Raw genomic sequence first — 23,223 nt, forward strand, 5'->3', positions numbered from 1 at the left:
CTCTGATTTATTGCCTGACCATATTTATCAGTACCCGAGATTGTGACTGTGATGTCTTTTAACAGCGCATCATTTGAATCAACTACGCCATCTTGGTTTACGTCAAAAAACACCTTACCAGCAATCGACTTCTCACCGGCTTTTGGCTTTTCGGTAAAGCGGATCGCAGGGGTTGGATCTGTACCTACCACCACTTTGGCGACATTGCTTACTACGCCTGCACCTGTGCCAATATAGCGATTGCCGGTTTGATAGCTTGTGCTTGGTGTTTGCGTGATGGTATACCCGTCAGCATTGGACTCGATTAAACCAGTAAAGCTGAACTCACCGTTGGCATTGGTCGTAGTGGTGGTATTTACTGTTTGACCATATTTATCAGTACCTGTGATTGTGACCGTGATGTCTTTTAGTAGCGCATCATTTGAATCGACTATGCCATCTTGGTTTACGTCCAATAACACAGTACCTGAAACAGACTTATCACCTATCAAAAGCTCTGCAAATGAGTGCCCTTGGGAGGCCGAACCAGATGCAAGTACAATATTGGTTATTGCGTCTGTACCTTGACTATTTGCAAGCACACTACCTGATTTCGCCTCTTTACCATCTCTGTAGCTATTTAAAGCCGCTTGAGTCGGCTGCGTCAGTTTATAGGTGCCAGAAACTAAATCGTAAAATACAAATTGACCATTTGCATCAGTTGATACACGCTGTTGAACAATAGTTTGTCCACCAGCAGTCACACCGTCCAACAATATCTCTATGCCAGATAGTGATGAATCGACATTACTGTCAAAAAGCCCATTATTCACTGCATCAACAAATACATACCCCGATATCAAACCTTGAATAACTTCAGTTGAAGACGTTGCTTTGTTGTTTAGCTTATTTGTATCAAAGCCTTGTGTTTCTACCCAGGCTTCATTGACCACAAGATTATTGCTAGGCACCGCAGTAAGTGTAACTGGAATACGGATTTGTACTGTTTCATTCATTTGAATAAGCGGAATATTACAACGAATAAAATCAGTAAGCGCACCTGTACTTGGAGAGTTTGCTCGAGTATTTGTACAACTACCTGATGAGGTAATCGCATTTCCTGCCACGCTCAAATAACTTGGAAGATAATCGTAAAGTACATTGTCAGCGCTGTCACCAGGACCCGCATTGGTGAGCGTAAATTGATAATCAAACTGACTACCCAAAGCGACTTTATTCAAAGACGCTGTTTTGGTCAACGCCAAGTCTACGGCAATACGAATAGAAGTTTTTTCACTTTCGTCATTATTTGCCGTGATGAGATCTTTTTCATTCGAAAAAATAGAGGCACTGGTCGTTGCGACTTCGCCAGTTGTTGACGGACGTGATAAAATCTTAAAGAACATATAGCGGGTATAAATTGCTGACTGGCCGCCTGTATTCTCAAGTAACTCATTTTCTGCTAAAGATGAACTGCTATTTTCTGGACCTAAACAGTTAAAGGTCGTTTCGTTGTTAAAAGTCAGATTTTGATTGCCACAACGTGCAGTCACCGCACTACAAGTTGCATTAGAGCTGCTGTCACACAAAAACTGCAACTGCTTTGAGCTATTAGCTGGCGAAATAGTAAAGTTGTAGCCGACACCACTGGCCACCGAAGTTTCACCGTTATTATCCGTCAAATATTCCAGATCAACTTTATAAACCACCACATTGTCCAGCGTTGCTGGAAATGAGCCCGGTGTAGGATACCAAGCTAACGGATCACTAATATCATTGTTTTCAATTTTCAGGTTGGCTTCGCGTATTTGTACGGTTAAAGCCTTGTTGAAGCTATTATTGGCAGCGTCACTATCCAGTGACATATTTGAGGCAGATAATTTGCTTGTACTTTCTAATATCCAATCTTGGCGATCAGATGCACTTTTTGGACGAATTTGAAGGGTAACACTTTGTACTTCATTACTGTCTAGCGATCCAATACTGCAGCGCAGAGTCTTAGTCACCTCGGTGTAAGAACAAATATTACTTTGCCCAGCCCGAGAAAAACTATTACTTACATATTGATATTCTTTGCCTGTTGGTACATTAAAAGTATGCTCTAGCACTACATTAGTTGCTGCAACAGCACCTATATTGGCAATATGGATCGTTTGTAGGGCGATATCACCGCTTAAAACCGTTGGCTTGGCATACACAACATTCGTCACGGCCAAATCAAATAATGATTGTACAGATGTTGTCGCACTTGCCGAGTTATTCGCCGTATTTGGATCGATATGTGTATTTGATGACACTTGTACTGAGTTGATAACTTGGCCATTCGTTGTTACAAAAGGCCGAGCCACTGTCATAGGGATAGTGACACTATCATTGAGGGCAAATGTTTGGCCTGTATTTAAGCGACAAGTGATCGCAGTTTGTGTATTTTCGTATTCACCGGTATCAACTCTAGTACATGAAAAACGTGCACCGAGCGCACTATTTACAGATGATGGGAATGTGATCCCCGTTTCTTTATTCCCTTCGCGTGATTTAAATGTCGCACTGAAAGTATCAACAATCGTTAGTGAGTCCGCATCTAAGCCAACAATGTCAGAACCCGACAAATTAGTGGCAGTGATCTGATAGCCAATCTCATTTTGAGAAGTCGTGATACTGCTCGCATTCGCCACTTTTTGAATGCTTAAATCAGCACTCAATGCACTTTTAATGGTCGCAGATGCAGAGGCCTCCCCAGGTGCTCCACCGATATCGGTAACAGTCGCAGTATTTTTTAAATCCCCCACAGAGGTAGCTCGAGTTGTGATAGTCAAGTTTGGTGCAGTCCCAGACAAGGCTATGCGGCTTGCATCTGCATTTTGATATAAACAAGTCACCTTGCCACCGCTGCCATCCGCTAATTGCTCAGCGGCACTACAAGACCAGTTTGTGCCATAGCTCCCATTCGCGATAAACGTTTCTCCACTTGGCAAAGCATCAACCACGGTAACCTTGCCAAGCGTTGCTCCATTGCCCGTATTTGAAACAACAATACGATTAATAATGTCACCAGCTTGTTCAACTAAACTTGTACTGGCTGTCGTTGATGCTGATTTTGTTTTTGTAATATTGAGCAGCACCGGGTTCCTTGGATGTAAACCCCACCCTTCATAATTGGCAGTGTAATCAACCCCGCCTACCGTCATAGTTGCGGTGTTTTTAGGTCGATAGTTGCTCTCTGTGCCCGTATATATAGGCGAACGCGCCCTTATTAATATCTCAATGGTTTCATTTGCACCAACTTCTGAGCCAGTACAAGTCACCATTGTGTTTGTGATCTCACACCAATCAGCAACAGTCTGCCAAGAGCCATTACTATATTTACGTGTTGCAGTGGAAAGAGGAGTGTAGCCTGATGTATTGGCAAAATTATCCACCACCTTGATGTCCTTTGCAGCTCCCCCTCCCGAATTCACTATTTTGATAAAGTAGTAAAACTCTTTATTCATATAGTTAATATTTGAATCCCAATTCAGATCAGAAGACTTGGTGATGCTAAGATCAGGAGCAACATCCAAAATTGCAATGCTGGCACTATCACTGGTTGACTCTCGCCCACCATGCGCAACACTCGCCCAATTGACAGCGCTTTGACTAACTACTTTTGCCTTTGCTTTAACATTGACTTGCCATGTTTGCGATTTAGCGAAATTGCTTGAGATAGGCGTACAATCAACTCTTTGCGTATTACCTGCGTTCAAAGCACAATTAAAATGGCTAGAACTGTAACTCACATAGCTCAGCGAATCCGGCAATGTATCTATCAAAGACTCAATTGTTGTCGCCTCTGATGTATTTGTAACTGTGATTTTGAACTCTATTTCATCGTCAACATAATAAGTACTGCCATTTAGTGCTGTTTTGTTGACCGAGACAAATGAGGTTTGTGCAATACTGGTTTTAACGCTGGCACTGGCCTGGTTATTAGTAGAGTTTAAATCTAATAAATCGGAACTCACCTGCGCTGAGGTTGAAAATGTCGCCTCCGATGTTGGCGCATTTGCATATATTCTGATTACAGCGCTGTCATTTTTCACCATAGTATTTGTCGATTGGCAAGCGACTACGAGCGAATTGATATTACATGACCAACCAGAAGGTGATTGCACTGTGATATTACTCATACCACTGGCTAACGTCGTACTCATATAAGCTGGCGTCACTGAGCTTGGCCCCAAATGTGTCACCGTTACATCATAGTAATGACGTTCATTGATTTGTATATTTAGAGGTCCATACCATGAAGGTGTTCCATCGGCTTTATACTGCTTTATCGCAACACCTAAATCAGCATTTGGATTTATAGTCGTATTAACAGATGCTTGATCATTTGATGCATCTATTTCCGCAGTATCACTACTGATACTGCTACTGGCCGTAACTGTCCCACTGCTTACCTGGCTCACACGAGCTTGAATATTCAGCGTTGATGATGCTCCAGAATTAAAAGTAGCAATTGTACAAGTTAGCGTTTGACTGCCAGCGCAGCGCCAGCCATCGAAATCTACAGTGCTGGCGTTTTCCCACGATGTGAAGCTGGGTAGATTAAGTTTTACGACTGCGTTTGCCGCCGCATCAGGTCCATTATTTTTCACACTGATTTGATAAGTAAAAACAGTATCTAAATTTACTGAAGTAGGATTAGCTGCTAATGAGGTAATGGCTAAATCTACACCCGCAATAATTGAAGTATTTTGAGTCTCAGTATTGTTCAGTAATTTGTTGCTCGACTCATTGTCTGCACTAATACGTACACTCGGCTCTATTGTATCGCCTGTCTGAGCCGATGTTTTGATCGTAACCTGTAATGAGTCACTCACTCGCCCCGACAATTGGCCAATGGGGCATGTTAACTTGGTTTTGGAGGTACCGCCTTCTTGATAACTGGATTGAGTACACGGCTTCGAGCTAGACACAAAGCTTGTGGTTTGCGGTAAAAAGAACTCAACAGAAACATTGTTGGCAGTATCTTCTTCTGAGTTGGTAAACTCGAGGTTATATCTTACATTCCCCCCTCTCGGGACTGTTGTATCTAAATCTTCAAATGTGGAAATTTGCAGGTCAACTGCAAACGCAACACTCGTGTACAACAGAATAAATAATGAGAATAACGAAAATAAAAGCTTCTTCAATTTCAATAACCCGAACAATAAAGCAACAAACAACCCGTTCCCAAAACAATACTAATAAAAACGGATGAGAATTTTATTGAATCTGGTTACTGTAATCCAGTGTAATTTCCCTCAAATAACAACATTTGTAAACAGGAATTGAACCCATAAAAGGTAAAACAAACCCTTTAAAACTAACAAAATAAATTATTGCAGTACTTTTGAATGATAATCGGATAAGCAGCGTGCACTGTGCTTCGCCAAACTATGCAGTGCTTGCCAATCGGCATTTAAAGAATCAAACATTGATAGACGAACATCTTGAAGCGCGATGTGAAGAACACACATACCCAGCGCACCGGCTTCTTCTTCCAATTGAATCAATTTTTCTTCCAACGCTTCAAATGCCTGTATATCGGCTAATCCGCGTAGCTGAGCAAACTCATAATCTAACCTGTCACTTAAATACATGAGCTTGGCATTTAATACCTGCGGACTCATGGTGCTGACAAGCTCATCAATGACTGAATAATCCAGCATGCTTTTTTCCGCCAGAAAGTGTCTCGCTGGCATCAGTAATTGAGCAAGCAGCTTTTCTAGCAACTTCTGCTGGATAGGCTTTGCCATAAAATGCTCAATTCCGGCAATACGATAAGCTTGCTGAGACTGCTCATCAACATCTCCCGTGATAGCGACCACAACAGGCGCCTGCTTAAAATCAAAACTTTTAAAAACACGCCGATACCAGTCTAATCCATGGCCGTCTGTTAAATGCATGTCCAGAAATATCACATCAAATTGAGCGCGATTAAGCGCAGCTTCTGCGGCAGATAAAGTAGCTGCAATTTCATAGTTTAACCCCAATGAGGACAATAGATGTTTCAGAATTTCCTGGTTCAACTGATTGTCTTCGACAATTAAAATATCTCCACACAACTGAGAAACAGCTTGTGGCTGATAGGTATTCGTCTGCTTTTGCCGATTTGTGATGATGGATTCTGATAGTTCTATATCAAAGTAAAATGAACTACCGTGCCCTACTTCGCTGACAACATGTAATTTGGTTTTTAATACTTCGAGTATTTGCTGGCATAGCACCAATCCAACCCCCGCACTGTGAGCAATAGAACGAGCTGGATCAGAAGAAGTAAAAGGTTTAAATAACTGCTCTATTTGCTCTGCGGTCATGCCTGCGCCGGTGTCCTTAACTTCAAACCGAACTATTTCACCTTGGTGCGTTACGCTTTGCTGCGTAATAGACAAAGTGATGATGCCGCTTTGAGTGTATTTAATCGCATTGGACAATAAGTTTTTAACCACCAAGCCAATACTGTCTTGATCAACCAAATACTCTTTATCGCTGGCTATACCGATCAATTGAGTGCGTAGCTCAACCCCTTTTTCTTGTAACAGCGGCTTGAACTGCGCGATGAGCAAATCTGCAAATTGAGATAAGTTTACAGGTACCAGCGTTGACGACTTGCCACGTGCATTTAACAGCACTTGATTTGCTAAATCAGCCAGTGACATGGCCGTAGAAATAATGACATCACAATACTGTTGGTATTTCAACGGCTCTCTGGGCGCCTTTTTAATTAACTCTGCATGGCCAACAATGGCATTGAGTGGTGTTCTCAATTCATGGCTCAAAAGAGTTAAAAAACGCTCTTTTTTCTGTGATTCACGTTTAGCATTTTGAGTGAGCTCTGCCAGTTGCTGCTCTTTGCGACAACTGCACAGTAAACACAGTGAAAAACACAATATCAGTGGCATGACGATCACCGATAGAGAAAAAAACTGATTAACCCAGTTGTTGGTTCCCAGCGTATCGCTATGCTCATAACTGCCAAGCATACTCAGTCGCAATGTAAAAACAATTAGTAGACAAAAGCAGGCAATCGCAAATGTCCAATGAGCAGGAGAAAAAGAAGAGATGCGCTTATTTTGACCTAAAAATAGCGCTCTCAGGCATAGCACCATCGCTAATAACCATACCATATAGTTGACGACGACACGTATTAAGAAGCTCGGCTCAATAAAGGTGAAATAGATGAAACTGGGGAAGAATATACCTGCTAATACATACCATGGAAATTGATGTGTTTGCACAGAAAAAAACCGTTCCACACCTCGAGTCAGCATATATAACCCAATAAGTATCAAGGTGTTGGGAACCATAACTGACCAAATAGGCGACAGCGACAACGACGCTTGAAACATACATGCAATTGCGGCACAAAATACAAACCCAAACCATAGGCGTGTGCCTGCGATGTGTTTGTGGATCAGCCAGTTAACCATCATAAACACCGCACAAACACAGGTTGTCAGCGCTAAAATTTGTAATAGTAGTTTCGGATCGCCCATGGATGATTAGTTACATTATTTTAATTAATTACTAGTATTATATTACTAATAAAAACCACTAATAAAGAGTAAACTATCATTTTTAAGGGTTGAATTGATTTACAGCCAACCCTTTTGTCTTGCAATACGCGCTGCATCAACACGGTTTGTCGCATTCAATTTGGCGATTGCATCTGATAAATAGTTTCTGACAGTGCCCTCGCTTAAAAATAGAGATTCAGCGATTTGCCGAGTTTTCATTCCTTCACTGGCTAACCTCAAGGCCTTGCGCTCTTTATCGGATAGCGGATCACTGTCATCCAGTGCATTCATTGCTAGTTCTGGGTCTATGACTTTTTGCCCTACTGATATTTTCTTCAGCGCGTTAACCAAATAATCACTGGGAGCCTCTTTGAGAATAAATCCTTTTACATCTGCAGCCATGGCCCGTCTAATATATCCGGCGCGGGAAAAAGTGGTCATGATAACCACTTTAACTCTTGGGTATTTCTCCTGAATAATCTGCGCCAATTCAAGCCCAGTCACATTTGGCATTTCAATGTCACTCAGCACAATATCGGGCTCGTGATTGGCTAAATACTCAAGTGCTTGCTGGCCATCTTCTGCTTGGCCAACCACCTCTAGATTAGCCTCCAAACTCAACAACGCTGAAATTGCGTTTCGCACCAACGCTTGATCTTCTACAACTAAAATTTTCATTTCGTATCCTTATATGGGGAGCTGCGCCACCAGCTTGCAGCCATGCTTTGTGGACCACTTCATGCTACCACCAAGCTCTTCTACTCTCGATTTGATACCGAGCAAGCCATTACCCCACACAACATCACCCACTTCGCCATCATCTTGAAAAGTGAGAGTGTGGCAATTGTGCTCCTCTCGCAAAGTGATATGCATATGCTTGGCACTACTATGTTTCATTACATTGGTGATCGCTTCTTTTGCCACAAAGCAAAGACAACTTTCTTTTTCAGCAGTAACTGGGCCACATTCAACAACTTTATGAACCTCAACGCCTTTGTCTTGTAAACGAGACGCCATCACTTCCAGTTGGGCTGTCAATCCCAGCTGTTTCATGCCAGACACAGCCTCACGCACCTCAGATAATGCAGTGCGAGCAAGCATCGCCACTTCTTTTGTTTCATTCTCTGCTTTATCTAACATGCCCGCGGCCATAAATTTTCCAGCCAATTCTGATTTAAGTGAGATAGAGCTTAATGAATGCCCAAGTAAATCATGTAAGTCACGCGCAATACGTTCACGTTCAGCAATTTTTGCCAGTTGCTGGATCTGCTCTTTATTTTTGCGAGTTTCGTTGCTATGTATACGATCTTTATATTCCACTACCCCAAAGCTAAACAACCCTAGTGAAATAACAACCGCCGGGCCAATAAAATAGGGCCAGCTATGAGGGTCAATTAATAATACTGTGATTACTGCAATCATTATCATCTGGATCAACAGCATTAACCAGCGGGCTGGACCTATAAAACAAAATCCTAAAAAGTAACCTATGTAGCCAAATAATGTGCTTGTTCCTGGTGTTAGCGTTGTGACAAAAATACAGATTATCGCCATCCAGGCAATTAAACGAAGTACGTCTTTCGCAGGGCAATTCAATGCTTTGTGGTACAGGTATACAAAACCTAAATAAGCTAGGACTTGTATACTAACTTCGGTTTGCGTATATGAATCAAAGCTCCTAAACAATGGAAAAAAGTAAAATACTGAAAAAAACAAATGCCCATAATTAGCAAACAAATGCCTACCATGCCTAGCCAATTGCATTGTATGGGTCGAATTACCAAACCTAAATCTCATTACAGCCGCTTATTAAGGTATATAGATTGATAGTTTTAATTTAACATGCTTATGCACAATCTATCAGTGACAAGTGTCACTTTGTTCTGCTAAAAAATGACAATCAATAAAGGCGCTACAAAAACTATGCAGCAACATCAATCAGCGTTAATTAATTTACACCTCGCTGTTTTCCTATTTGGAGGCACAGCGCTTTTCTCCAAGCTAATTGCATTGCCAGCATTAGACATTACTGTCTATCGCACAGCAATCGCTTTTATTACCTTGATTGTCATTCTTAAAGTGCAAAGTAAGCAATTGAGACTCAACCAATTAAAAGATTACTTCATTGCTGTGGGACTAGGGGTCATTGTTGGTATTCACTGGGTTACTTATTTTTCCGCGATGCAAATGGCTGGGATAGCCACAGGTATCATCGCATTTTTTACTTATCCTGTTATCACCGTATTGTTGGAACCACTTTTTAGTAAAACACGTATTAAATTTACTGATTTATTTAATGCCGTGGTCGTGATTTTTGGTATATATCTCATGATGCCAAATACGGATTTAGGCGATCAAGTCACCTTGGGAATTTTAACGGGTGTTTTATCTGGTGCCTTTTTTGCTACGCGCAACCTATTACAAAAAAAATACTTCTCTCAATATGGTGGCTCGCACACCATGCTCTATCAGACTTTAACCGCAGCGGTTATTTTGTCCATATTTGTTGACAACCCACCTAGCACCTTACCATTACAAGATATTTACTACTTGCTCTTAGCTGGCATGGTATTTACAGCGATACCTCATTCATTTTTTGCCAGTAGCTTGCGTCATTTAAGCGCGACCACGGTAGGCTTAATTTCCTGTTTACAACCCTTGTATGGCACCGTATTGGCTTATATGCTGTTATCTGAGACAACAAGTATGACAACACTTATTGGCGGCGTGTTAGTTGTTAGTGCTGCCTGTTTTGAAACTTGGTCAATAACAAGGAAAAAATGATGATCCAAGTCTTTGCACACCGTGGAGCCAGCGGTATGCATCCTGAAAACTCGCTAAGTGCAATTAGCGCAGCTTTGGAAGTGGATGTAAATGGCATTGAGCTTGATGTACAGAGTTGTCGTGATGATTATGCCATCATTCACGATACTTGGTTAGATCGTACTACAAGTGGAAAAGGTATGGTGAGAGATGCTACTAGAGAAGCATTAAATAAACTCGATGCAGGTAACGGAGAGGGGATCCCAACCCTTCAGGATGTATTCGATTTGGTCGGCAACAAGGCAACCTTAAACCTTGAGCTAAAACACACATACAGCCTAGATAAGTTTGTGCAATATATTGAAAAAAATGTACAAGCAGGCACCATTTCACGTTCACAGCTTATACTTTCGTCATTTGATCACCACCAGCTTGTGTGGCTAAAACAGAAAATGCCTTGGGTAAAAATTGGTGCGCTCACCGCTTCTATCCCGCTGCACTATGCTGAATTTGCAGAACGTCTTCACGCCTATAGTATTCACATTGATAAAAACTTTATTAATCATGAGTTTGTAAAGGATGCCAAACAACGAGGACTGTATGTTTATAGCTATACTGTAGATAAACAACAGGACATTGAACTGGTCTTAGATATGGGTGTCGATGGTATCTTCAGTAACTACCCTTGTTATGCAAAAATGGTCGTCAACCAGTGGCTAAATAAATAGTGTGTTGTGGTTGTGATGCTAACTGCGCCACAAACCTAAAATAGCATTTACTTGGGGATCCAGCTTCTACAAGTTTAAATAATTCTGTTAAGTGGTATATTTTAATAACACTGACTGTGAATATCTGGCATAGCTTGTTAATTGAGTCAGTATTTACACAACTGGCGAGTGACAGCCTATGACGAGTTTGTACATGCGAATATATAATTTAATTGAAGAGTCTTTATTTTATACCCTGACCAGAAAAATTTTTGGTAACCTAGGGTTCTTGTTTGTATTTCAGTTACTCACATTGGGGTGGCTATATTCATACCTTAGCGAGACAAACAGCGCATCGGCCGGCTTTTGGTTTCTTGCATTTACCTCAGTAGTGGCGTTTATATTTACTTTTTTTTATATGCGCTTTTTAATCGTTCGCCCTGTTCAAGCAATGCGCGACAGGTTAGAACAAATAAATCGTCAAGATGGCGATCTGAGCGCACAATTACCACAGTTTACATACGACGAGTTTAGAGACCTCAGCGCACAGTACAACACATTTACAGCTCATTTGGGCGAATTATTAGGCAACACTTATAAGAGTGCTGAAGCGGCAACACTCAGCAATCAACAAGTGACCTATTCCATGACCAATACGGTGTCGGTTGGCGAACAACAAATTACTCAAGGTGATACCATCATCGCTGCCAGTGATAAAGTCACTCACAGCTTACAAAGTATCGTTAGCAATACGGACCAAGTTTATCAGGCCAATACTGAAAGCCTGCATTTTGTGAGAGGCTCGTCTCAATCACTACTAACGCTTGTCAGTGAAGTACAGCAGATAACCACTCTACTTGGTAACTTTTCGACAACCGTTGCCGGCCTAAAAGAAAATAGCGACAATATCCGCAATATCCTCAAAATGGTCGAAGAGTTTTCAGATCAAACGAACCTGCTTGCTCTCAACGCCGCAATAGAAGCGGCACGAGCTGGGGAAGCAGGACGAGGATTTGCCGTAGTAGCTGATGAAGTGCGCAACTTGTCTGTCAAAGTAAACGATGCCACGAGACAGATCAGCGATTTTATCAATCAAATGGATCACCTTGTCAGTGAAACCCATCAGGAATCTGAGCAGCTGATCACACACTCAAGTGGCGCAGAGAAAGCCATCAGCGAAACTTCTCAAGGATTTGCTGATATGAGTGCTGATTTTGAACGTAACCAGTCACAATTGGAAGAAATAGTCAGTGCTGTACATCAACTTGAAGATACGCAAAACCATACTCATCAAGCGGTGCAACAAATTGTCGAGTTAGGTCAGTCGGCAAAAGATCAGCTTGATACTGCGCTCGCAGATTGTCAGCATGCTCATCAGCTGACGACTACAACCCAAAAAGAGTTGCAACGTTTCGTTTAAAAAAAAGCCCAGTTAAAACTGGGCTTTTTTCTAGCTGCGAAGACAGTTAGGCACGTTCAATATCAAATGCAATCACATCTTTGATAGAAGCTTTTCCCGTTGCCAGCATCACTAACCGATCAATGCCCAATGCCACGCCTGCACAGTTAGGCAGCCCTTGCTCTAGAGCCATTAAAAAGCGATTATCTTTTTCAACTTTAGGTAGTGCCATTTGCTGACGTTGCAGGTTGTCTTCATCAAACCGTTGGCTTTGCTCTGTTGCATTGGTCAGTTCGTTAAAGCCATTAGCGAGCTCCATCCCTTTAAAATAAAGTTCAAAGCGCCCAGCTACACGAGGATCTTGCTCGTTTAATTTGGCAAGAGCCGCCTGAGAAGCGGGAAAATGATACACAAAACACGGTACGTTTTGTCCAATTTGGGGTTCTATCTCCATACAAAATAGCAATTGAAGCAAAGGATCGACACTCGTCTCTTGAGCAGCTATCTCTGTATATCCATATTGTTCACATACAGCCTTCAAGGCATCCAATTCAATGGTCAAAGGATCTATAGATAGATATTTTTCAAACGCCGCTTGGTAGCTGATCCTCGTAGCTTTGCCACAAGATAAAATACACTGCATAAGCGCATCTATTTCATCCATCAACAAATACTCATCGAACCCCGGGCGATACCACTCTAACATTGTGAATTCAGGGTTATGGTGACGACCCGACTCTTCGTTACGAAATGCTTTTCCAATTTGATAAATCGCACCACTGCCTGCAGCAAGCAGCCGCTTCATAGCAAACTCAGGTGAAGTCTGTAAGTATAAAGGGAGCCCTTTTGCATAACTGGGCCCAACAAATTGCGTGGCGAATGTCGCTAAATGCACATCAGTGACTGACGCTTGACTCAAACATGGTGTTTCAACTTCAAAAACCCCACGCTCCGCAAAAAACATGCGAATACTTGCCAATATTGCAGCACGCTGTTTCAGTGTCTCAATGTCCGCACTCGGTGCCCATTTCACATCATTCATTGTCTACCCCAAAATATGAATTACATTAGGTCATAAAAAAATCTCGACCAAGGCCGAGATTTTCTAACGTCAAAGTGTTCAAGTAAATAATTACTTAACGCGGCTCACGTATTCACCTGTGCGCGTATCAACTTTGATCACTTCACCAATTTGAACAAATAGTGGAACGCGAACAACAGCGCCTGTTGTTAAAGTTGCAGGCTTACCGCCTGTACCCGCTGTGTCACCTTTTAATCCCGGATCTGTATCTGTGATCTCAAGTTCAACAAAATTAGGCGGTGTTACCGCTATCGGGTTGCCATTCCACAGTGTAATTGTACATACATCGTTTTCAACCAACCATTTAACATTGTCACCCACTGCTTTTTCGTCAGCTGCGATTTGCTCAAATGTGTCGTTGTTCATGAAGTGCCAGAATTCGCCATCAGTGTAAAGATAAGCTAGATCTGTTTCCATTACATCTGCGCCTTCAACTGAGTCGCCAGATTTAAACGTTTTTTCTAATACTTTTCCTGAGATCAACTTACGGATCTTAACTCGGTTGAAAGCTTGGCCTTTACCTGGTTTAACCATTTCGTTTTCTAGGATCGTACAAGGCTCGCCATCAATCATAATTTTTAGGCCGCCCTTGAACTCGTTGGTGCTATAATTCGCCATCGTATCCTCTAATCATCGTATTTCGAGTAATAAACCTGCTAATGATACAAATAAATGAAGTAAATTTGCATACTAACTGGCAAAAAGAATTGGCTAATGTCGTTACTTGCCCAGATACACTACTCAAAATGTTGGGTTTGGAGTCACATTTCAGTGCCAAAGATCTTGCTGCAAAGCGACTTTTTCCGCTTCGTGTACCCAGACCATTTATCGCAAAAATGCGCTACGGTGATCCTTACGACCCTCTGCTATTACAAGTGATGCCCTTACATCAAGAGTTTATTGCCGCCAGCGGGTTCAATAAAGATCCATTAGAGGAGCAAGATGCCCCTGTTCCCGGCCTATTGCATAAATACCGTTCTCGCGTTCTTTTGATGCTCAAAACAGGCTGCGCCGTAAATTGCCGTTATTGCTTCAGACGACATTTCCCATATCAGGACAATCAAGTTAATAAACGCGCTTTAAAATCGGTTTTTGAGTATCTAGTTACACACCCAGAAATTAACGAGGTAATTTTAAGCGGTGGAGATCCCTTGATGGCCAAAGATGACCTGATCTGCTGGCTGTTAGACGAGTTAGAAGCCTTGCCACAGCTCAAGCGCATCAGGATCCATAGTCGTCTGCCTGTCGTCATTCCTGCAAGGATAACCGATAAGCTTTGCGACCGATTGGCAAATAGCCGACTCAAAGCAGTTCTGGTCAACCACATTAATCACTCTAATGAAATTGATGATGAATTTAAAACAGCAATGCGCAAACTTAAGCAAGCTGGCGTGACGCTGCTAAATCAATCTGTCCTGCTAAAGGGGATCAATGATAGCGCCCACACTTTGTCAGAGTTGAGCGAAGCCTTATTTGACAGTGATATATTGCCTTATTACTTACACCTACTGGATAAGGTTGAGGGTGCTAGCCATTTTGATATGAGCGAGTCAGATGCAACCAAACTAGTCGCCGAAATGCTGGAGACATTACCCGGTTTCTTGGTACCCAAATTAGTAAGAGAAATCGGCGGCAAACAAAGTAAGACGCCGATTGATTTGCATTTAAGTTAAAATGCAAACATCAACGTATACTATGCATATACGTTGATGTTGTTGCCCAAAGATGCTGTAACAGACTTTGCTGGAGTTTGCGCAGCGGCAGAACTACCAGCAGATTCAATTAAAGCGAGGGCAGCTCGTCCATCTGCTTGCTGTTGCTTTTTCGCCAGAGAAGCACTGTATACTTCACCACCTGGACCAGCGCCAGACATAGCAGGAAGGTTACTTCCGGAAATATTCATAGGTATTCACCTGACAAGTTTGATGGATCCAAGTAAAATATCGACCGATTTACTCAGGACTTTAGGAAAAACATGCAAGCAATCATCGAAAAGCTCAACGAAAACTTAAAAGTTGTTTATCGTCAGTCACTTGATGCAGATAAAAAATTAGATGAATTACAGCAACAAGGGCATGGCAAATTCTCATCACTTTTTAGCAAAGATGCAGGGTTTGAATTCGAAGCCAAGCGTTTTAAACCTTATGTACTTGATGTCGCTGCTGATGTAGATAAATTGAGTAAATCAGAACAGCTCGATGAAGCACACCTAAAGAAAACCGTGTTTAAATTACAGCAGCTACTTCAGTTACTCGCCACATTTAAATAAAAAGAGCGCCTAAGCGCTCTTTTTATTTAACAATTGGCTCGACATCATCTTTATACCAGTCACTCAGCAACCGCTTATCGTAATAAAACTCAGAATCTCTACCAAATTTTATCCTATCCATAAAGTTCATATCTTTTAGTACTTTCGATTTTGCTTCAACAAGCACTTTGCCTGCGTTATCTGTTACGCTGTATGTAATTTTCAAGCGGGGAAAATAAATTGGCTTGATAATACGAATATCATTCATGTTAAATCTGACATCTCCAGCCAAGTCAATATCTTCAAACTTTACAGATAAGGTATATCCATCAGGCATATCTGCCGCCAGTTTATTTAAATGCGAGTCAAATTGCTTGGCGATGCGCTTGTGATATCCACCACGAGTTTCTTTTGCAGGAAACACATCTCTGTACTCTTTAAAATCTAGCCATGCCACTTTCACTTCACCAGCATTGGCCATCATGGGGATCAGCATTGCCACAATTGCATAGTTGATAAGTTTCATCATTTACTCCTCTGGTTAGCCTGTATGTTCATTTTCTGCTCACCACACTGAACAAAAACTTAAGGGTTACACTCATTAACAGGCTTTTACTGGCATTCACGATTTATCGTTGTGAACGCCACGACTTTGCTAGTGTTGTACTTTGATACGATAAAACAACGCATAAAGTACGGGGACTATGCCCAGTGTAAGTAGCGTGGAAAACAACAACCCACCCATAATGCCAAGCGCCATAGGCTCCCACATCTCACCACCGCCTAAATACAATGGAATTAAACCAAACACTGTTGTTGCCGTCGTTAACAGAATGGGACGCATACGCTGCTGTGCCGCTGAAATAATGCCTTCAACTGGGTTTTCCGGGGTGTTTTCCAACTCTATTTTAATCCGCTCTAACAATACAATCGCGTTGTTTATCACAATACCCGCAAGCGAAATAATGCCAAGCAAGGTCATAAAACCAAAAAATGACTGCCCTACTAGTAGACCTAAGATCACGCCAATAAATCCCAGTGGGATAGTCGTTAATACAATAATTGATTTGCGAATAGAGTTAAATTGACCAATTAATAAGATGACAATTATAAAGACTGCAATCGGCATCTTATCCGCTATAGACTGGTTCGCTTTTCCTGATGACTCAGCTTCACCACCTAACTCATACGAATAGCCAAATGGCCAATTTTGCTTTTGCTCCTCAAGCCAAGGGACGATTGCAGCGAAACCTTCATTCGCTGTGATCCCATCTAGTTGCGCGCCAACCGCAACTGTTTTCAATCTATCACGACGCAAAATCTGGGCACTCTCCCAAACCACTTCGATGTCTGCAACCTGCTTCAACGGCACTGAAGCGCCAGTTGCTTGAGAGTAAACCATCATGGCTTCTAACTTACCAATATCATCTCTATCCGCTGCAACAGAGCGAAGCGTCACAGGAATTAACTCGTTACCTTCACGATATTGCGTTAATTCCAGACCACTAAAGCCAGTCTGTAATGAACTTGCAATATCTTTACTCGACACTCCAACCCGACGTGCGCGAGTTTGGTTTATCTTGATCTGTACTTTTTTGCTCGGCAAACCCCAGTCGTCACTTACCGCCTTCAGCCCAGGTGTTGCAGCCATTTTCGCTTTCAATTGATCGACAATGGCCATCAGTTTATCTTTGTCATCTCCTGAAAGTCTGACTTCTACCGGGTTAGCGATCGGCGCTCCATTTTCAATTTTGCGCTGCTTTATTAATAGGTCAGGATGACGGCTTAATGCGTACCGCTCAATATCAACCATTAATGAATCAATCAGCTTATATGACGTGGTACTGACTATCATCAGTGCATAGTTAGCACTGGTAGGCTCTGGATTGTGAGTTAATAAAAATCTCGGCCCGCCACTGCCGACATAACTCACCCACTGTGTAACGCCTTCTGGGCGCTCACTTGATACAAGTAGCTCTTGCTGTATATAGCTTTCCATGTCTTTTACCAAGGCTTCCGTTGTTTGTAGTCGTGTGCCAATCGGTAGCTCCAATTCGACTTTAAAATAGTCACGATCAGAGGGTGGGAAAAATAGCTTAGGAATAAATTGCATTCCTTGGAGTGCAATAAAAAACGCGGCAATACAAGCTAATAAAGTGACCCAGCGATGACGGATCATGGTTGTTAAAAGATTTTTATAGCTTAAATAGATACCTGAATTATAGTCGGCTGATTGGGATTTAACGCGTGTAAAGTATACACACAACATTGGGATCATGGTCATAGCCAATAACCAAGAACATAGTAATGTAATCGTTACGACCTTAAACAGAGAAGCGGTATATTCACCAGTTGAGGACTCAGCCAAGAAAATAGGTAAAAATGCGGCCCCAGTGGTTAGCGATGACACGAGTAATGGTACTTTTAATTCATCCGCGGAATCAACTGCCGCATCAATCGCAGCCTTTCCTCGCTCCATTTGAACCATAATATTTTCAGACATTACAATGCCATTATCAACCAACATACCAAGTGCAATAATCAAGGCTGCTAGAGAAATTTGGTCAATACTGATATGGAAAAACGACATCACTAAAATGCCAAATACCATGCTCATAGGGATGAGGCTTGCCACAATTAAACCGGTGCGCAGTCCTAATGTGAATAACATCACTAAGGTAACGACAAGCACCGCTTGTAGTAAGTTAGAGACAAAGTCACTGACCTTCTGCTCAACCTCTTTTGGTAAAAACGACAGCAGTTTAAATTCAACACCTATAGGGTAGACACTTTCCAAATAGTTCAGAGTCTCTAATACTTGCTCACCCAACGCAATATTGTTGCCGCCATGGCGCATTGAAATCGCCAATGTTAAGCCATCTTCTTGGCCAACACGTACTTTCGATTTTGCAGGATCTACGTAGTCACGATATACGACTGCAATGTCTGAAAGCAGCAAAACCTGCTCGCTACCAGGTACATTGATTATCGTATTGGCTATATCTTCGACTGATTCAAAGTTGCCACTTGGCTCTAGTGCCAATGTTTCATCATTAATATAAATAGAGCCACCGGGGTTGACGATATTTCGTGACGCTAATTGATCTTTAAGTTGACTGGGCGAAATACCTAAGGCTCCTAGCCTCGCATTTTCAAATTCAATAAAGACCCGTTGCTCTTGGTTACCGTATATCTCAACCTTTGCAGCTTCCGGTAAGCGAAGTAATGTGTCTCTGACCTGCTCAGCAACATCCTCCATCTCACGATAACTATACCCTTCAGCTGTCAGGCCGATCACAATGCCAAAGACATCACCAAACTCATCGTTGACGATAGGCGTTTGTGCATCACTGGGAAGATCTTGCTCAATACTTTGTATTTTACGTCGCAGGTTGTCCCAGATAGGCCGCATATTCTTGTAGCTTTCTTTAATATTGACGCTAACAATGGACACCCCTGTTTTCGAGGTACTGCTGACAAAATCCAGTTCAGGAATTTGCTGAACTACCTTTTCGATTTGATCTGTAACTAGTTCCTCTACACGCTGTGGGCTCGCACCAGGAAAGTAAGTAATAACTTGCGCTGTTCTAATAATAAAACCGGGATCATAGTCTTTTGGCATTTTATTGAATGACACAATGCCAAAAAACAATAGCGCAGCGATCAATACCCAGGTAGTACGGTTATTTTCTAAAGCAAGTCTGGTTATATTCACTGTGCCTCCTTGTTAAACTTTACAAGTTGACCTTCACTTACTTTACTCATGCCCGCTGTAACAATGTACTCACCTTCTGCCACACCACTGAGCACTGGAAACCCTAATGTTGAAACATCACCAATCACAATAGATTTCTTTTTAATCTCACCTTTGCCAGCACCAGCAGGCTCAACTGTCCATACATAATTTCCAGATGCGTCTTTGAGTACAGTATTTATTGGCAGGTATAATCCACTCTTGTTGACATCTGCACCTTTAGCTAAAACTTTGGCTGTCATTCCTGGTAAAATGTTATAGTTTTCAGGGCGAGTCATGCTCAAGGTAACTTCATATGCTTTAGTGACTTCATCGGCTTGAGTGCTTACTTCAACAAAATCCAGCGGGAAAGTCTTATCTGGTATTCCAGAAAACTCGGCTATGATATGTTTTGGTGCGTCTTTAGATACTTTTATCATCAAACTTTCAGGCACGTTAACCTTAAGTGTGACATGTTTTATATCCTGTAACGTCGCAACAACCTGCTTAGCCTGTACTTCTTCAAAGCGCTCTATATAAGTTCTAGCAACCACCCCAGAAAATGACGCTTTCAAATTCGTATAAGACAAGTTATTTTTTGCGTTTGCTAGTTTGCTTTTTGCACTTGTAAAATGAGATTGCAGCTGATCATAGTCCGATTGCGAAATTGTGCCGGACTTGATCAACTGTTTCGCTCGACTGAAATCCGCCTGCGCTTTATTATAGTTAGCTTGAGCGTCATCTAGTGAAAGCTGATAATCTGTTGTATCCAGCTTTGCAATTACATCGCCTAATTGGATTTCTTCACCTTGCTTTACCAATAACTCGGTAACTTCACCTGATACTTTAAAAGATAGATCTGCGGATGAAGCTGCATCTACAACTGCTGGAAACTCAACTAAAGGACCGTCTACCTGAGAAGAAAGCAGCATTGTCCTTACGGGACGAAGTTGTTCAGATTGCTGCTCTGGCTGCTGGTCTGAACAACCGATTAATGCAAGACAAATTGACGCCATTGCACATAGCTGCTTGCTTTTTATTGTCTTCATGAAAGCTCCTTTAATTCTATTTAACATCGCGATGTTTTGTCATCGCCGTAACAAAGTTATTTATCCACACATCTAGCACTTCTTTAACCGCTGCTACATTCTCTGTGCCATCTGCTTTTAAAACGGTATCTAGCTCTTTGTGTGCTGTCATCATCACTACGGGTTGAGGGTTATTACCAAGATAAAAAGCAGACTCCAAAGACACATGTGTCAATGCCTCAGTTTGCTCAGTTGCAGCAAGGTAGGCCGTCTTTCCTGCATTATAGACTAAGCGAATCGGGACAAAGTCTCTCACTTGCAATGCAACAGGTTCAAACTGAACATCTGTAAATGCCCCTTCTATCATCAACACTCGCTCATTCAGATTAAGCGGCTTTTCTGTCACCACCTGAAAATGGGGAGCTAGCTTTTTTACCATTTGCGATTGCATATAGTGGCTTAACTTAGCAACATGTAGCGGGTTTATATTCAAAAACTCGGAATCTTGAACATTTATCCATACCTCAAACTGAGGAATATACAATACTTCAACCTGACTGAGCGCTGTTTGATCAAACGTACTGTTTACATAAAGTTCTGTATCTTCATATTCTTCGGAAGGGGCCAAAGAATCATAGCTCGGTAAAAAGCCTGAACGCGTATTTTGTGAAGTAGATGCACATGCGGAAACAAGACATGTAAATGTAAAAATTAGTACAATACGAAACCAAGTCATAAGTCGCTCCATAATCAATTCATTTCCAGTGGTTGTAGCACAATCAAAAGAGATACTTTGATCTCATTTGAAATCAAATGTAACTTACAAAAACAATTATAGTTTTAGGCACCACAAACTAAGACGAATAGCTCTGACCGCGAATAACTAAATAAGTGCAAAATTATCTTCAATCACTCGCGTATACGAACTAGTTTGGTAGCTAAGTTATAAAATTGTAATTAAGTATATGATATGAAGTTAGAGCTAAAAAGATCAGCAGTAAATTAAGATGAGAAAAATTGAAAGAATCGAGCTGGAGGACACGTCTCCAGCCATGAAAAAGTAACGTCAAAGAGCTATCGAAATGAAAAGCTATTTACAGATTGCCACGGATAACCCCTACCGCTAAACCTTCGATATTAAACACTTCCTGCTCAAGATCGACTTCGATTGGCGAAAAGTCCTCGTTTTCTGCATGTAAGAATACTTTTTTCCCTACTTTTTCAAAACGCTTCACAGTCACATCCTCTTCAACACGGGCGACTACCACCTGACCGTTGTTTGCGACTTGAGTGCGATGAACCGCTAACAAATCGCCGTCCATGATACCGATATTTTTCATACTCATACCGTTAACACGGAGCAAATAATCGGCTGAAGGTTGAAACATGCCTGGGTCAACTTTGCAGTGATTTTCGATATGCTCCTGCGCTAAGATAGGCTCGCCAGCGGCTACACGCCCAACCAGAGGTAAGCCTAATTGCTCCGGCTCATCAGCTTCAGCTAAGCGAATTCCTCTGCTGGCGCCTGGTACCATTTCTATAACGCCTTTTTTGGCAAGTGCTTTCAAATGCTCTTCTGCCGCATTTGCACTGCGAAAACCGAGAGACTCCGCTATTTCCGCTCGCGTTGGCGGCATTCCTGTGTCTTTGATAAAAACTTTGATGAGTTCAAAAACTTGTTCTTGTCGTTTAGTCAATGGTCGCATATAACTGGTTTTCCATACAGTGCATTTACTGTGAGTATATACAGTTAAAATTAAATCGCAATGCTAATCGTTGAATACTTAGACAAATTATAAAAACAGCAAAGTGATGAGTGTTAAATAGAGTCGCAACGGTGGTAGGTTCATGGCCCATTTAATAAATCAAAGCGGCAAATAGTTCTCCTTCTTGAGCTTTCTAAACAACACTTCGCCGAAGGCCTTCAGCCCCAACTCAACTTATAAAAGGCAATGTATCTGGTTCACTTAAGTCTCGTTCTTTGTCCGGCTTTATTCATATTATTTTCTTTATTAAAAAGGTTAAGGCCTTTAGCTTTGAATTAACGAGGTTGGTTCAACAGAAGTAGTTTCTTCTATCCAGAAACTTTTAATTATTAATGAACTAAAAATCCATCATGGCTAAATAAAAGGGAAGTAATAACACTATTTTTAAATGAAAATTTTGATGAGGGTATTCGATACTTTAGTTATTGAACAGGAAATAGAGCTACTTTACGTAGCTCTATTCAGTTTGTTAGCAAGCCGTAGTAGTATATGTTCCTGGGCAAGTTCTTGTACCTGTACATTCCCAAGTTTTAAATAAACCGCCAGCAACTTGCGGTGTCATCTCCGCAGGAACGTTGGCTTTATCATGGCTAATCACTTTGATGTTTTTCTTCTTTAATTTTAATAACATTTTTATCTCCTTATTAACTACAACCAACCTAACAGCATTTATTATCACTTTCAACATAATGAATAATATTATTTTTAATTTTTATAATTGCGTTAATTTCAACATATCAAAAAGAAATTAAAAAATACTTATTAATAAAAGAACTAAAATTTTGGATAAAAAACGCTATTTCTAAAACCCAATTTTCATCATCCAAATTAACATCGAACAAAGCACCAATGACAGCGAGCGAAGCGAGTGCGTTCAGTTTGCGCAAGGTGAAATGAGCTGTTTTAACAGTTGTTAAGGCTATTACTTCTAACACCTAGCTAGTATCGAATACATGAATCCTGAAACAAGTTCAGGAT

Annotated in this window: 18 protein-coding genes; 5 read left to right on the top strand and 13 right to left on the bottom strand. The window is 41.4% G+C overall.

Features of this window, described 5'->3' with window-relative positions; translation table 11 throughout:
- The 4 genes from N483_RS18705 to N483_RS18720 all read right to left on the bottom strand — a co-directional run.
- Positions 1-5,153 (bottom strand): SdrD B-like domain-containing protein (locus N483_RS18705; protein WP_196764415.1); only part of this gene is annotated, 5,153 nt, incomplete at its 3' end.
- Between the two features lie 186 nt (positions 5,154-5,339).
- Positions 5,340-7,436, bottom strand: a complete 2,097-nt coding sequence (locus N483_RS18710) for a hybrid sensor histidine kinase/response regulator (RefSeq protein ID WP_172642426.1) — start codon at positions 7,434-7,436, stop codon at positions 5,340-5,342.
- Positions 7,437-7,598: 162 nt separating this feature from the next.
- Entirely contained in the window at positions 7,599-8,198 is a 600-nt protein-coding gene (locus tag N483_RS18715; protein WP_023401165.1) for a response regulator transcription factor, read from the bottom strand.
- Between the two features lie 9 nt (positions 8,199-8,207).
- Complete coding sequence (locus tag N483_RS18720; protein WP_023401166.1) at positions 8,208-9,317, bottom strand: sensor histidine kinase; 1,110 nt, start codon at positions 9,315-9,317, stop codon at positions 8,208-8,210.
- A 126-nt stretch (positions 9,318-9,443) separates the two neighbouring features.
- On the opposite strand from N483_RS18720, the gene N483_RS18725 reads away from it, so the two are divergent.
- The 3 genes from N483_RS18725 to N483_RS18735 all read left to right on the top strand — a co-directional run bounded on the left by N483_RS18725 (position 9,444) and on the right by N483_RS18735 (position 12,410).
- Positions 9,444-10,304 (top strand): DMT family transporter, encoded by an 861-nt coding sequence (locus tag N483_RS18725; RefSeq protein WP_023401167.1) that lies wholly within the window; start codon positions 9,444-9,446, stop codon positions 10,302-10,304.
- Positions 10,304-11,011: a glycerophosphodiester phosphodiesterase gene (locus tag N483_RS18730; RefSeq protein ID WP_023401168.1), complete on the top strand. Its 708-nt coding sequence runs from the start codon at positions 10,304-10,306 to the stop codon at positions 11,009-11,011. The genes N483_RS18725 and N483_RS18730 overlap by 1 nt, the downstream gene beginning before the upstream one ends.
- Before the next feature lie 193 nt (positions 11,012-11,204).
- Positions 11,205-12,410 (top strand): methyl-accepting chemotaxis protein, encoded by a 1,206-nt coding sequence (locus N483_RS18735; protein WP_036977054.1) that lies wholly within the window; start codon positions 11,205-11,207, stop codon positions 12,408-12,410.
- 46 nt (positions 12,411-12,456) lie between these two features.
- Here N483_RS18735 and epmA read toward each other — a convergent pair whose 3' ends face one another.
- On the bottom strand, positions 12,457-13,431 hold the full coding sequence (epmA, locus tag N483_RS18740) for an elongation factor P--(R)-beta-lysine ligase (RefSeq protein WP_023401170.1): 975 nt from the start codon (positions 13,429-13,431) through the stop codon (positions 12,457-12,459).
- 90 nt (positions 13,432-13,521) lie between these two features.
- Entirely contained in the window at positions 13,522-14,088 is a 567-nt protein-coding gene (efp, locus tag N483_RS18745) for an elongation factor P (RefSeq protein ID WP_023401171.1), read from the bottom strand.
- Between the two features lie 41 nt (positions 14,089-14,129).
- Between efp and epmB the strand changes: the two genes are divergently transcribed.
- Positions 14,130-15,143: an EF-P beta-lysylation protein EpmB gene (gene epmB, locus N483_RS18750; protein WP_023401172.1), complete on the top strand. Its 1,014-nt coding sequence runs from the start codon at positions 14,130-14,132 to the stop codon at positions 15,141-15,143.
- Positions 15,144-15,163: 20 nt separating this feature from the next.
- Here the strand turns inward: epmB and N483_RS18755 are convergent, their stop codons facing one another.
- A complete protein-coding gene (locus N483_RS18755; protein WP_023401173.1) occupies positions 15,164-15,373 on the bottom strand; it encodes a hypothetical protein in 210 nt (69 codons plus the stop codon).
- A 72-nt stretch (positions 15,374-15,445) separates the two neighbouring features.
- Between N483_RS18755 and N483_RS18760 the strand changes: the two genes are divergently transcribed.
- Positions 15,446-15,739, top strand: coding sequence for a hypothetical protein (locus tag N483_RS18760; protein WP_023401174.1), 294 nt, complete (start codon positions 15,446-15,448; stop codon positions 15,737-15,739).
- 22 nt (positions 15,740-15,761) lie between these two features.
- Here the strand turns inward: N483_RS18760 and N483_RS18765 are convergent, their stop codons facing one another.
- From N483_RS18765 to N483_RS27090, 6 genes are all read right to left on the bottom strand, one after another.
- Entirely contained in the window at positions 15,762-16,244 is a 483-nt protein-coding gene (locus tag N483_RS18765; protein ID WP_023401175.1) for a DUF3016 domain-containing protein, read from the bottom strand.
- A gap of 129 nt (positions 16,245-16,373) precedes the next feature.
- Complete coding sequence (locus N483_RS18770) at positions 16,374-19,433, bottom strand: efflux RND transporter permease subunit (RefSeq protein WP_023401176.1); 3,060 nt, start codon at positions 19,431-19,433, stop codon at positions 16,374-16,376.
- Entirely contained in the window at positions 19,430-20,500 is a 1,071-nt protein-coding gene (locus tag N483_RS18775; RefSeq protein ID WP_023401177.1) for an efflux RND transporter periplasmic adaptor subunit, read from the bottom strand. Before N483_RS18775 ends, N483_RS18770 begins: the two co-directional genes overlap by 4 nt.
- A gap of 16 nt (positions 20,501-20,516) precedes the next feature.
- Complete coding sequence (locus tag N483_RS18780) at positions 20,517-21,215, bottom strand: DUF3313 family protein (protein WP_023401178.1); 699 nt, start codon at positions 21,213-21,215, stop codon at positions 20,517-20,519.
- A gap of 358 nt (positions 21,216-21,573) precedes the next feature.
- Positions 21,574-22,185 carry a transcriptional repressor LexA gene (gene lexA / locus N483_RS18785; protein ID WP_023401179.1) on the bottom strand — a complete coding sequence of 204 codons (612 nt, stop codon included), beginning with the start codon at positions 22,183-22,185 and terminating at the stop codon, positions 21,574-21,576.
- 529 nt (positions 22,186-22,714) lie between these two features.
- Entirely contained in the window at positions 22,715-22,876 is a 162-nt protein-coding gene (locus tag N483_RS27090) for a hypothetical protein (RefSeq protein ID WP_023401180.1), read from the bottom strand.
- Positions 22,877-23,223 lie beyond the last annotated feature (347 nt).

The sequence above is a fragment of the Pseudoalteromonas luteoviolacea NCIMB 1944 genome (assembly GCF_001625565.1).
Lineage (GTDB): Bacteria > Pseudomonadota > Gammaproteobacteria > Enterobacterales > Alteromonadaceae > Pseudoalteromonas > Pseudoalteromonas luteoviolacea_F.